At 72.4% G+C, this 11,862-nt stretch carries 12 protein-coding genes; all 12 read right to left on the reverse strand.

Annotated features, from left to right (window positions below; translation table 11 throughout):
* Positions 1 to 5 precede the first annotated feature (5 nt).
* Positions 6 to 530 carry a hypothetical protein gene (locus AB0H32_RS07690; RefSeq protein ID WP_361115809.1) on the reverse strand — a complete coding sequence of 175 codons (525 nt, stop codon included), beginning with the start codon at positions 528 to 530 and terminating at the stop codon, positions 6 to 8.
* 631 nt (positions 531 to 1,161) lie between these two features.
* On the reverse strand, positions 1,162 to 2,238 hold the full coding sequence (locus tag AB0H32_RS07695; protein WP_361115811.1) for a zinc-dependent alcohol dehydrogenase family protein: 1,077 nt from the start codon (positions 2,236 to 2,238) through the stop codon (positions 1,162 to 1,164).
* Positions 2,239 to 2,815: 577 nt separating this feature from the next.
* On the reverse strand, positions 2,816 to 3,412 hold the full coding sequence (locus AB0H32_RS07700) for a hypothetical protein (RefSeq protein ID WP_361115814.1): 597 nt from the start codon (positions 3,410 to 3,412) through the stop codon (positions 2,816 to 2,818).
* Positions 3,413 to 3,767: 355 nt separating this feature from the next.
* Positions 3,768 to 4,265 carry a DUF6114 domain-containing protein gene (locus tag AB0H32_RS07705; protein ID WP_361115817.1) on the reverse strand — a complete coding sequence of 166 codons (498 nt, stop codon included), beginning with the start codon at positions 4,263 to 4,265 and terminating at the stop codon, positions 3,768 to 3,770.
* A 17-nt stretch (positions 4,266 to 4,282) separates the two neighbouring features.
* On the reverse strand, positions 4,283 to 4,906 hold the full coding sequence (locus tag AB0H32_RS07710) for a DUF6230 family protein (RefSeq protein ID WP_361115820.1): 624 nt from the start codon (positions 4,904 to 4,906) through the stop codon (positions 4,283 to 4,285).
* 341 nt (positions 4,907 to 5,247) lie between these two features.
* Positions 5,248 to 5,952, reverse strand: a complete 705-nt coding sequence (locus AB0H32_RS07715; protein WP_361115823.1) for an HNH endonuclease family protein — start codon at positions 5,950 to 5,952, stop codon at positions 5,248 to 5,250.
* A 177-nt stretch (positions 5,953 to 6,129) separates the two neighbouring features.
* Positions 6,130 to 7,083, reverse strand: coding sequence for an EamA family transporter (locus AB0H32_RS07720; RefSeq protein ID WP_361115826.1), 954 nt, complete (start codon positions 7,081 to 7,083; stop codon positions 6,130 to 6,132).
* Between the two features lie 248 nt (positions 7,084 to 7,331).
* The gene (locus AB0H32_RS07725; protein ID WP_361115829.1) at positions 7,332 to 7,931 is read right to left on the reverse strand and encodes a poly-gamma-glutamate hydrolase family protein; all 600 of its coding nucleotides are present in this window, start codon (positions 7,929 to 7,931) and stop codon (positions 7,332 to 7,334) included.
* 119 nt (positions 7,932 to 8,050) lie between these two features.
* Positions 8,051 to 9,847, reverse strand: a complete 1,797-nt coding sequence (locus tag AB0H32_RS07730) for a copper resistance CopC family protein (RefSeq protein WP_361115832.1) — start codon at positions 9,845 to 9,847, stop codon at positions 8,051 to 8,053.
* Between the two features lie 79 nt (positions 9,848 to 9,926).
* Positions 9,927 to 10,688 (reverse strand): glucose 1-dehydrogenase, encoded by a 762-nt coding sequence (locus AB0H32_RS07735; protein WP_361115835.1) that lies wholly within the window; start codon positions 10,686 to 10,688, stop codon positions 9,927 to 9,929.
* Positions 10,685 to 11,161, reverse strand: coding sequence for a cupin domain-containing protein (locus AB0H32_RS07740; protein WP_361115838.1), 477 nt, complete (start codon positions 11,159 to 11,161; stop codon positions 10,685 to 10,687). Before AB0H32_RS07740 ends, AB0H32_RS07735 begins: the two co-directional genes overlap by 4 nt.
* Positions 11,148 to 11,765: a GNAT family N-acetyltransferase gene (locus AB0H32_RS07745; protein WP_361115891.1), complete on the reverse strand. Its 618-nt coding sequence runs from the start codon at positions 11,763 to 11,765 to the stop codon at positions 11,148 to 11,150. Before AB0H32_RS07745 ends, AB0H32_RS07740 begins: the two co-directional genes overlap by 14 nt.
* Positions 11,766 to 11,862 lie beyond the last annotated feature (97 nt).

Consider the following 11,862-nt stretch of genomic DNA (forward strand, 5'->3'; position numbering starts at 1 on the left):
AGCTCTTATTCCTCCGCCTCCACGGCCCGCGTCACCGCTTCGCTCATTCCATGCCACCCCCGGGGCCGCTGCGGCGCCAACCGTGCGACCACGCGGCCCAGCCACTCGGGGTCGCCCAGGAGGCGGGCCTGCCCGGCGTCGATGACCTGCATCGTCAGCGTCTGAAGGAAGACAAGGTGGGCGCCGGGGTAGTAGCGGGGGTGCCGGTCGAAGCGGGCGATCCAGTTCTCGTAGGGGTGGCGCAGCGTCATGTGCAGGTAGCCGCTGCCGCGCCCCCGCCAGGGGCCGGGCAGGCCGCCGAGGAGCCCTCCGAAGCCGTTCGACCCCCTGGCCGGGTATTTGCTGCCCATGGTGAGGTTCATGCCCGGCATGATCCGGGCCCACGGGATCAGCTGTCCTTCCGAGTCAGGCTCGTGCTGGTACAGCCCGTCCCTGCGGAATTCCACCCAGTGGCTCTTGCCGGTGTCTCCCACCACCCAGCGGCCGTCGAGCAGTTCCAACGGCCCCAAGGACGTGCTCGTGTCCATCATCCAAACATTGGATCATGTGTCCACGAACCAGGACACCGACTCCGCTCCGTCTCCGGTCATCCGTCAGCTGCACACAGCCCCGCCCCACGGAGTGAGTTACAACTTTCCCTGCGGGTTTCCAGGCCCGCGCACGGCGCGGGCGCGCGCCGCCTCTGCGGCGCCCTGCGTGTGAGTTTCTGCCCAATGACACCGAATACCGTCGGGGCACATTGATGGACCCGACCGCACAGGGTCGCTCTGCCGCCTCGGCCCACTCATGAATAGGTACAACGGAGGCGCACGCGTCGGGATCAGCCGCTCACCGTGCCCCCGTACGCCTCCCTTCCGATGAAGAAAGCGAAGCCCCGAAGTTGGCATTCTGGCTGCGCCCGCCCAGGGGCGGCGAAACGACTGGAGGAGGCCTCGTCATGTCGATTGGCAGTCGGCGCGAGGGGATGTCAGCCGGCCTGGCATGAGTGCTGATGCTGAGCGTGGGGGGGCGCGTCTCCAATGGTTCACCTGGCGACTCGGTTTGGGTCGACTGGTCTCACGATGGGGGCCGGACCTCGGAACGGCCCCACCCCGTAGCGCCACCCTGGGGCCGATGCGCGACCTGTATGACGGTCTCCGACCGATCTCTGTAGAGCTACCGCTATCCAGAAACCGCGGCCTGCTTGTCGTCTTCGCCCCGGCCGTCTTCGAAGACGAGGAGCGGTTTGGCGCCATGAGCGGGTGTTTCGGCGAACGAGATGGCTTCAGCGAAGCGTTCGAGCGGGAACGGCTCGCCTTGGGGGATGCTCAGCACTTCATCAGCGACGAGGCTGCGGACCTCGGACAGCGCGCGCAGCGCATCCGCAGGTGAGGCAGTGCCGAACCAGCGGTTCAGCCAGAAGCCACGGACCACTTTGGTCTCGTAGATGACCGAGCGCGCCAGCAGCGGGATCGTCAGCGCCGCCGGGTCGGTCTGCCGATGGGTGGAGAGCGCGCCGTAGACCACGGTCTCTCCTCCCGGAGCCAGTGCCTGGGACACCTGGGCGCCCACCTGGCCCGCGACACAGTCGATGGCCTTGCGCACACCGGCCGGTCCTGCAATCTCAGCCACACGCTGCAACAGGTCCTCGTCCTCGGTGCAAATGACCTCGTCGCCACCCAGCGCCTTGATCTCCTCAACGGCATCGCGCCGCCGCACCACATTGATCGTGCGAATGCCCAGATGCCTGGCCAGCTGAATGACGAGCCGGCCGACGGTGGAGCCCGCGGCCGTCTGCACCAACCATTCACCCGGCTGTACGTCGAGTTCGCGAGTCACCAGGAGCAGCGCGGTCAACGGGTTGACAGCGAGTTGACAGGCGCTGGAGTCGCTCAGACGATCGGGGACCGGCAGAAGCCTATGCGTATCGGCAACAAGGTATTCCTGCCAGGTGCCGGCCACACGCGGCCCGGGTACCGCCGGGACAGCAACGGCCACCACGCGCTCGCCAATCTTCAGTCCCTCGGTATCCGGGCCCAGGGCCTCAATACGGCCCACGCATTCCATGTGGCCCCCGACGGTGGGAAACTCGGGGGAGAAACCGTAGCGGCCACGCAGCACGTGCAGATCGCTGGCGTGAATCGGAGTCGCCTTCACACGGATCAACGCCTGGCCGGCTTCTGGCGTGGGAACAGGCCGGGATTCCAGCCGCAGGACGTCGTTCGGCTCGCCGACCTTTCCGGCTACGAGCGCGCGCATGGATTGCGGCATGAGTGACCTTTCGTCTCTCAGCGCCCAACGAACCCGGCGGACGTTCTGGGCAGGAACGACGCAACCTCCGGCGGGCCTCGACGCCATATGTACAGCTCGCCTCGCCTGATCGATCGCCAGGTGTCACCCCTCCACTTCTCCCAGATTGCGCTCCTTCGCGATTGCTGTCATGTCGTGAGCAGCCTTGCCCCCAACGCCAGGCTCGCGACGTCACAAGAGCTGCACCAATCGCCTCGTTCCATGGCCGTACACGCGGCCCAGCCAGGCGCCGACAGACTTGGAAAGCGTGTCGGGGGCAACCCCTCACGGGTTCGGTCCGCTGCAGGCTCCCACGAGGCTCCGACGGGCGGAGCCCTGTGCCGGTCCTCCAGCCTTCCGGCCTTCCGGCGGCCCGGCCTCCCGACGGCCCGGCCTCACCAATCGGCCGTCTGACCGTCCGGACGGCCGATGGTCCGGACGGCCGGACGCGGTCAGCGCAGCACGCAGCGGAAGCCCCGCCGGCGTGTCTCCCCGGCGTCAGGGGTGCCGAGCCGGATCCGGAGCCGGTACCGCGCCGTCCGCGCGCTCAGCCCGCCGCGACACGGAGCCTCGGCCCGGTGATGGACAGGGTGCCGCCGAACTGCGCGACCGCTCTGACGGTCACGCCGTCGAAGATGAGCGTGCGGCCGGGAACGGCAGGGTGGGAGAGCCAGCGAGGCACGGCGTCGGGGGTGATGGTGACGGTGCGGTGCACCGGCAGCGGGGCACCGCCGAGGCTCTCGACCGTGCCCGACAGCCTGCGGATGTAGAGGGTGACCACACGGTCGCCGCCCTCCCCCCTGAGCGTCGAGGTCGTCGCGGGACGGGCACTCAGGCGCAGGGCTGTGGAACCGCGGCCCATGGTCACGTCGAGCCGGGTGGCGTCCAGCGACCGCACGGTGAGCTCCAGTGCCCGCACGGTCCCGCCCGCCGTGCGCACGGTGACCGGGCCGCGGAAGGTGCCGGCGTGCAGGACGAGCCTGGCGGCGCCCAGCACCCAGGGCTCGGAGGCGGGCCGGACCGGCGGATGCGCCGCCCGTGCCCGTGCCGGGGATGACGTCGCGGCGGCACGAGTGGGTGCCGGCGCCCCGTTCGTGGGCGTCGGCGCGGTGCCTGCAAGTGCCGACGCACTGCGCGTGGGCATCGGCGTCGGGCCCACGAGGGTGGGCGTCCCGCTCGTGGGCATCCGCGTCGGGCCTGCGAGGGTGGGCGTCCCGCTCGTGGGCATCCGCGTCGGGCCTGCGAAGGTGGGCGTCCCGCTCGTGGGCATCCGCGTCGTGCCTGCGAAGGTGGGCGTCCCGCTCGTGGGCATCCGCGTCGTGCCTGCGAGGGGAGGCAGCGTGTTCGTCGCCACGGGCGGGGTGACATGCAGAGCGAGAGGCACTGCCGCCAGGGCCAGCGCGCACACGAGGGGCCTCGGCACGCGGGGGTGCGGCCCGATGCGGTTCGGGCGGACGGGCGCGGGCTCAGGTCCGTCCGGTGCGGGGCGGGTGTGCTCGTCACATGTCACGTGGGCCCTCTCCCGCCGTCGGCGCGGCCGTTGACCCGCTGCTCGTCTCCGACGGCGCCGCGGACGCCGACGCCGGGGCAGCAGCGGGCGGGATCCAGGAACAGGCCAGGGCTCCGCCGACGAGGCCGGAACCCAGACCGAGGAGGAGGCCGCCGAAATTCGCGACGGGAAAGGAGATGAGCGCGAGCAGCAGGGTGGCGATACCGGCGAACATCCGAAGGTGCTGGTGGTACCAGAGGGTGAGGCCCAGTGCCATGAGAAGAACTCCGATGACCAGGGACCCCGCGCCGGACGTGGTGGACAGAGCCAGCGGAATGCCGCCCAGATGCAGGTGCGCGTACGGCAGGTACAGGATGGGCAGGCCGGCCTTGAAGGTGAACAGCCCGGCCCAGAAAGGGCGTTCACCGCGCCAGACTCTGAACCTTCGCCGGACGCCCGCGGCCGTGGCGCGCAGGTTCACGGGTCTGCCGAAGACGTCGGTGAGCATGTGTCCCGCCCTTGAGGTCAGAAGCATTCGTCGCGGCCCTGGATGACGCGCGCGCGCAGGCCGGGAACGTGGAAAGTGCCGGCCGTAACCGCGACCGCGGTCAGGCGCACGTCGGTGAGGGTGGCCGACAGGGCCTGCTGGCCGGGACCGTCGGGATCGAAGAACCGCGAGTGCCTGTCGCCCGGGTTGATCGGCCCCTTGGTGATCTCGCCCTGTGCGATACCGACGTCGAGGCCGCGGAAGTCCGCCTGCCCGGCGGATTCGGAGATCTCGTCGAGGAACAGCTCCGACGCCTCGACCGGCCGCTCCTCGCCGCCGGTGAGCCGGAACGTCTGCGGGCCGAGGACCGGGATGTCGACCACCACGGACTGGCACAGCCCGATCACCGTCACCCGACGGGCGCCGGTGACCAGGACCGGCACGAGTTTGCCCTTCCGGGTCACGTCGACCATGCCGTAGATGCTGACTCCGCGGTTGATCATCTTGTCCGCGGTCACCTGGATCTTCTGGCCGGAGATGAAGAACGACGCGGCCAGGACTCCCTGCGCCATGGCGATGCCGAGAGCGGCAGAGGCGGCGACCCCGGAGACCAGGACAATGGCGAAGCGCCTCCAGCAGGTTCTGCCGGTACGTGGCGTCATCCCGTCTCCTCCGGTGTGAGGGGCGTTCGCCCATGCCGGACGGAATGGACCGCCCGTGTTCACTCGGTGACGGATCGTAGTCTCCCGGACGCATCAGGCTGCGGCTCGCCGGGTCTGCCGTGCGGGTGAGCCATCGTCGACTGGGCTCTTGGAGTGACGCTGCGCGGCGACGTCCACCGTGCGGACGGAACCCGTGCGCCCACGGGAGCGGCCCCGCCCGTGGCGGGGCGGGGCCGCGGCGTCATGGCGCGGGCCTTTACATCATGGTGCGGGCCGGCGCATCACGGCGCAGGAGGGTGCACCACCGTACGGGCCGGTGAATCACCGTACGGTCCGGTGCATCAGGGTGCGGGACGGTACGTCACGGTCGTCTCCGGGCACGCCTGCGCGAGCTGGTCGAGTGCGTCGAGCTCGACGGCGTCGACGGTGAGTCCCCAGCGGAGTTTGGTGGCGACCCATTCCGAGATGTACCGGCACGTGACCGAGACGGTCGGCGGCAGCCACTCGGCCGGGTCCTGGTCGGCCTTGCTGCGGTTCGAGGCTGCCGACACCGCGACGAGGGAGGTCGGGACGTCGAGGTCGTTTGCGTAGGCCTCGCGCCGCCCGGCGGTCCACTGCGATGCGCCGGAGTCCCAGGCCTCGGCGAGCGGCACCATGTGGTCGACGTCCAGGGCGGCGGCCGAGGTGATCGTCTTGGAGTCGTAGTACGACCACCAGCTCCCACCGGACAGCTTGCAGCCCGGCAGGATCTGGGGAGGCTCGATCGCCTCGGCGATGAGCACCTCCGCCCGGGTATTGCAGCCGTCGGTGGGGTTCTTGCCCGCGTTCCAGTGTTTGAAGCTCGTGCGCTGATAGCCCTCCCGCTTCTCCGCGGCGATCGGAAGCTCGTGGACCGCGCCCGCGATGGGGACGGTGTACGTCTGGACGGAGCGGCCCTGGGCCCGGGCCGGGGCGGAGCCGTTGTGCGCTTGGGCGGGAGCGGGCGCCGCGAGGGGCACGACGAGGAGCGCGGCCACGAGGGCGGCCGACCTGAGGTTCTTGATCACGTCAAGCAGGGTTGACTGCAAGTACCTCGTTCGAGGGTCTCGACTCGAATGAATGAGCCATATGGATGTTTCTGTTCACCGGACAGGCGTGCCAACCGACACCCGACAGGGGGCGTGGTGCTCCGGCGGAAGTGAGCCGACGGGAGCGCTCCGCCCCCTGTCAGGGCGGTCGAGGGCCTATCGGCCCCGGTTGCCCGGGAAGGCCAGCAGGACCAGGCCCAGGGCCAGGACGGCCAGCCCGCTCCAGGACGCGGCCGGAAGGCGTTCCCCGAGGACGGTGACGCCCAGGACCGCCGCGACGGCGGGCTCGGCCAGGGTCAGCGACGTGGCCACCGACGCGGGCGTACGGCGCAGCCCGTGCCCGAAGAGCCGGTAGGCCAGGCAGACGGTGAACAGGGCGAGGTACACCGCCACCGACGCGCCCCGGGCGGTGGCGAGCCAGTGCGGACCGGCGAACAGCACGAGCGGCAGGACGAGCAGCCCGGCCGCGCCGAACAGGACGCCCATCACCGCGCCGGAGGGGTGTCCGTGCGTGATGAGCCCGCCGCCGATCAGCGAGTAGAGGGCGTACGACAGTCCCGCGCAGGCGGCGAGCGCGACACCTGTCAGGTCCACCGGCGTGGCCTGCCCGGCCAGTTCGGGGCCCAGCACCACAAGGGTGCAGCCGAGTACGGCGGCCGCGGTCGCGGCCGTCCAGCGTGCGGTCGGCCGGGCCCGTCCGCCGAGCCAGGACAGCAGCCCGGCGAGGACCGGCGCGCTGCCCAGCGCGATCACGGTGGCCACCGCCACACCGGTGCGGGCCACGGCCGGATAGAAGGTGACCGGATACCCGGCCACCGCGAGCGCGCCCGCCACGAGCCGCCACCGATCACGGCCCGTGCAGGCGGCGGGCAGGGAACGGGCGCCCCGGGAGGTGAGGAACAGCAGGATGCCGCCGAGGGCGAGACCGGCGCAGCCGATGGCTGCCGCGGGTGCGCCGCCCGGTGCGAGGGAGGAGGCGGTCCCGGTCGTGCCCCACAGCACGGCCGAGGTCAGGATGGGTGCGGGGCCGCCGAGGAAGCCGGTGCGAGCGGGGCGCGGGCCGGCGGCGGCAGGGCGTGCGGGACTGAGGTGAGAAGTGCGGTTCGGCACGGTCGTGAACTTCCGTCGTCGAATGCGTCAGGGACTGGATCCGAAACGGGCGCACGACAGGAGCCCCTGACCGAACAACGGCTCGGTGGGGGCCGGGGATCAAGCCGCCGGTGTCCGCGCCCGGTCAGGCGCCGAGAGGCGGCAGGACGACGTGCCAGTACGAGTTCACGCCGCCATGGTACGGGCGGGCGGTTCCCGACCGTCCGCGTCCTGGCGGCGGGCGGAAGCCGCCTCACCGCGGCCGGTGGTCATCCGGGCCGCTCGGCCGTCAGCCGCCCGACCCCCGCGGTCAGCGCCTCCGTCACCGGCCGCGGGGGAAGGTCCGGGGCTCCCTGGACCTTCCCGGGGTGCTGGGTCCGGGCGCTCAGGGGGAGCTCCACCTGGACGCCCTTGGCCGGGGCCAGGTTCACGGGGTTGCGCGGGTGCAGGCCGCGCAGGCCGCTCGGGATGGCGGTCATGTCCGTCACGGTGTCGAAGGGCGGGGTGAGCAGGGCGAGGCTGTCGGCCAGGGTGCCGGCCGCGGTGCGGTTGCCGCCGCCCAGGAAGATCGTGCGCGGGAAGTCGGGCCGCAGGTGGCCGTGGAGCGAGACCACCACCGTCACGGCGGCGAGGAACTCCTGGAGGCTCTCGCAGTGGGGTACGGCCATCCGATGCGACGGGATGTGGACCGGGTCGCCGGCCGGCTGGGTGAAGACCAGGCAGCTGGTGCCCGTGCGGGCCGCGACCTCGTGGGCCAGCTCCGCCGTGCCGCCCTCCTTGCTGCCGTGCAGGGCCAGCAGCCCGACGCCCGACCGGAGCGTGAGCGCCGCGGCGAACTCCACGCCCTCGATCACGACGCTCTCGGTCACCACTGCTGCCCCACCACCCGCACGGTCTTCGACACGGTCACCACTGCTGCCCCACCACCCGCACGGTCTTCGACTCGCTCACCACTGCTGCCCCACCACCCGCACGGTCTTCGACTCGCTCACCACTGCTGCCGCGCCACCCGCACGGTCTTCGAAACGGTCACCTGGTCCACCTCCGACACCCGCACCGTCACCTTCATCGTCCACGTGCCCGGGATCGGCAGGTCGAAGGAGTCGGCGGCCCAGTAACCGCCCCGGTCGGTGACCTTGGTGTCCAGGGGGCCGATCCGCTGGGCGGCGAGGGTGAGGGTGATGCGCAGTTCGGGGACGGAGGACAGGCCGCCGTCGGGGCCGTAGACCACCGCCTGGACGGAGTTCGTGCCGACCCGGCCGGGGTCCAGGGTGATCTGGACCTTTCCGTGGCCGCCGGGGGTGCCGACGTCGAAGGGGATCGTGGTGACCGAGGCCGTCTGGAGGCCGGTCGCCGGCGCCGTGGAGTCGGCGGCCTCGGCCGCGGCCCGGCCCGGCAGGGTGCTCGTCAGGAGGGTCGTCAGGACCAGGACCAGGACACCCACCGCCACCTCGGCGAGCACCGAGCGGCGCAGGCGTTCCGGCAACGGGTGGGGCGCGGCGGGGGGTTCGGGGGCCGGGGGGAGCGGGGGGCCGCCGGCCGGCTCCGGGATGCGGTCCCGTCGCGCCGTCGTGGGCAGGCTCGCCAGGCGGGCCGTCCAGCGGCGGGAGCGGGAGGCGGCCGCGAGCAGGAGGGTGACCGCCGCCAGCTTGGCCAGCAGGAGGCGGCCGTAGGAGGTGTCGGCGAGCGCCTGCCAGGAGCCCAGGCCCCGCCAGGACTGGTAGACGCCGGTCACCACCAGGATCGTCACCGAGACGAAGGCCAGGCGCGAGAAGCGGGTGACGGCCTTCGCCGGCAGGGCGGCCGGGTCCGGTGACGTGCGGCGCAGCGTCAGCAGCAGGGCCGTCAGGCCCCCCAGCCAGGCCGCCATGGCCAGCAGGTGGAGCGCGGCGGAGGCGATCGCGACGGGGACCTGGATGCCTGCCGAGGCGTGTTCGGAGGCCGCCCAGGTCAGGGAGAGGGCGGTGGCGAGGACCGCGGCGGCGGTCAGGGCGGCCCGGCGGGGTATCCGCCGCCGCCATCTGCGCAGGGCCAGGGCCGAGGCGCCCGCCAGGAGCAGCAGGGCCAGGCGGGCGAGGAGGAGTTCGCCGGGACGGGTCGTGGCCGTGCGGGTGAGGGCGGAGAGGGCGAACGCCCGTGCCGGGGACATGCCTTCCTCGTAGGGGAATCGCAGGAGGAAGAGAACGATCGTCGAGGCGAACAGGGTCGCCCAGGCGGCCATCACCGGGGTGCGCAGGTGGGCCGGCCGCGGCGGGCGGCAGTACGCCACGAACGCCGCCGCGCCCAGGAGCAGCGCCACCGCGAGGTAGGCGAGGTAGCGGGCGATGTTGTACAGGCTCGTCGTCGCCCGGTTCTCCGTGCGGTCCTGGAGCACGCTCGTGGTCGTCGCCGTGCGCTTGCCCACCGAGAACGTCAGCGCGCCGGACACCGGGTGGCTGTCCGCGGACACCACCCGCCAGGCCACCGTGTAGGTGCCGGTGCCCAGCCGGGAGGGCAGCGGGACGCGGGCGGTGTCGGAGCGGCCGGGGGCGTGGCCGGCCTCGCCGGTGCGCACGCGGTGGTTGTCGGGGTCGTAGACGCGGAACGAGTCGGTCAGCAGGCCCACCGATTCCGTGAAGGTGAGCGTGACGTGCCGGGGCGCGGACTTGAGGACGGTCCCGTCGGCGGGGTCGCTCTCGCGCAGGGCCGCGTGGGCCGAGGCGGGGACCGCGGTGCCGAGGAGCAGCAGGAGCAGGCCCGCGGCAAGGGTGGTCAGCCGCCGCAGCCACCGGTGTTCGTCGCGCACCTGATCCCTCCGTCCGCGGGTCCTCCGCATGCCCTCCCCATCGATACGCAGAGATCGGCTTCCGTGCTCACCAGGTCCCTCACCACGTCGGCCGGGCCGACACCCCGCCGTCCACCACGAGGTCGTGGCCCGTGATCCAGGAGGCGAGGGGCGAGGCGAGGAACACACAGGCGTCGGCCACGTCCCGTGCGCGTCCCAGGCGGCCGGCGGGGACGGCGTCGAGCCAGCGGCGCACGCCGTCCGGCCAGGCATCGGCGAGGCCCTCGCGGTCGATCAGGCCGGGCGAGACCGAGTTGACGCGGATGCCGTGGGGGCCGTACTCCAGGGCGGCCGCGCGGGCGTGCACGACGACGGCCGCCTTGGCGGAGCTGTAGTGGGCGTGACCGGGGGCGGGGTGGGCTGCCTCGATGGAGGCGATGTGGGTGATGGTGCCGCCGCCGTGTTCGCCCATGTGCCGGGCCGCGGCCTGGGTGCAGGCGAAGACGCTGGTGAGGTTGGTGTCGACGACCGTGCGCCACTCGGCCGCCGTCATGCCGGGCAGGGGCTGCGCCGGCTGGACGGCCGCGTTGTTGACGAGGGCGGTGAGCCGGCCGCCGGACCAGTCGGTCGTCTCGCGGACCAGCCGGTGGCATGCCTCCTCGTCCGTGAGGTCCGCCTGCAGGACGGCCGCCTCGCCGCCCGAGTCCCGGATGCGCGCGGCGACTTCGCCGGCCGCCTGCACGGCCGTACGGCAGTGGAGGGCCACCGCGGCGCCCTCCTCCGCGAGGCGCAGGGCGATGGCGCGGCCGATGCCGCCGCCCGCGCCGGTCACCAGGGCGGTCTGTCCGTCGAGCAGGGTCATGGGCGGCACAGTTCCGCGATCCGGGCGGCCTCGGCCGGGTAACGCGCCGTGAGGTCCTGCGCGTCGCCGTGTTCGTACCCCTCGTAGGTGAATCCGGGGGCCATCGTGCAGCCGAAGAAGGACCATGCACCGCCGGGTGTCACCCTGCCGCCCATCCAGGTGCCGGCGGGGACGGTGAGCTGAACGTGCTGTCCGGCACCGAGCGCGGGGCCCAGGACGGCGGTGCGGCTGGTGCCGTCGGGGGCGAGGAGCAGGAGGTGGAGCGGGTCGCCCAGGTAGAAGTGCCAGATCTCGTCGCTGGTCAGGCGGTGCAGCGCGCAGAAGTCGTCCGCGGTGAGCAGCGCCACCACGGCGGAGCCCTCGGGGCGGCCGTCCGGGCGCTCGGGTCCTGCCCAGGTGCGCCGGAAGAGGCCGCCCTCGCGGGGGATCGGCTCCAGGCCGTAGTGGGCGATCAGCTCATCAGGCGTGGTCACCCGGGAAGGCTACCTCCCGCTCCAGAAAGGCCAGTTGAGCGCGCTTTTCCGGCAGGTACACGTCCGGGATGTCGACCTCGGGGAGCACCACCTCGGGGCCCTGGCCGAATCCCTGGCGTTCGAAGCGGGCGATCGCCCTGGTGTTGCGCACGTCCGGGTCCACCACGACCCGGCGGCGGTCCAGGACCAGCAGGACGTACGCCGCCATCGCGGTGAGCAGGGCCGAGGTCCAGCCGGGGCGCGGGCCGGAGGCCGGGGCGGGGGCGAGGAGGAGGTGCACGCCGATGTCGCCGGGGAGGACCTCGTAGCACTCCCCGACCCGGTCGGCGGCGGGCTCGTAGGTCTGGAGCAGGGCGGCCGGTTCGCCGTCCTTGGTGACGAGGTGGGCGTGGTGGGTGTCGAGGGTGGCCATATGGGCGTAGATGTCGGCCACTTGGGCCCGGGTGAGGCCGGTCATGCCCCAGAACACGGCGCGTTCGGCGCTCACCCAGGCATGGACCACGTCCGCGTCGGCCACCGGGTCGAGGGGACGGATACGGACGGTGCCGAAGCCGTCGATGCGCTGCTCGTGGACGGGCGTGGCGGCGGAGGTGGGGGCGGACACGGCAGCGGGTGCGGGAGCGGGCACGGCAGCGGGTGCGGGAGCGGACACGGCAGCAGGTACGGGAGCGGGCACGGCAGCAGGTACGGGAGCGGGCACG

Source organism: Streptomyces sp. NPDC020362 (assembly GCF_040642095.1).
GTDB lineage: Bacteria > Actinomycetota > Actinomycetes > Streptomycetales > Streptomycetaceae > Streptomyces.

Coding starts and splice junctions, on each gene's coding strand:
- AB0H32_RS07705 (WP_361115817.1), bottom strand. CDS start 4,265: ATGCTCACCGACGTCTTCGGCAGACCCGTGAACCTGCGCGCCACGGCC.
- AB0H32_RS07700 (WP_361115814.1), bottom strand. CDS start 3,412: ATGCCCACGCGCAGTGCGTCGGCACTTGCAGGCACCGCGCCGACGCCC.
- AB0H32_RS07735 (WP_361115835.1), bottom strand. CDS start 10,688: ATGACCCTGCTCGACGGACAGACCGCCCTGGTGACCGGCGCGGGCGGC.
- AB0H32_RS07695 (WP_361115811.1), bottom strand. CDS start 2,238: ATGCGCGCGCTCGTAGCCGGAAAGGTCGGCGAGCCGAACGACGTCCTG.
- AB0H32_RS07710 (WP_361115820.1), bottom strand. CDS start 4,906: ATGACGCCACGTACCGGCAGAACCTGCTGGAGGCGCTTCGCCATTGTC.
- AB0H32_RS07690 (WP_361115809.1), bottom strand. CDS start 530: ATGATGGACACGAGCACGTCCTTGGGGCCGTTGGAACTGCTCGACGGC.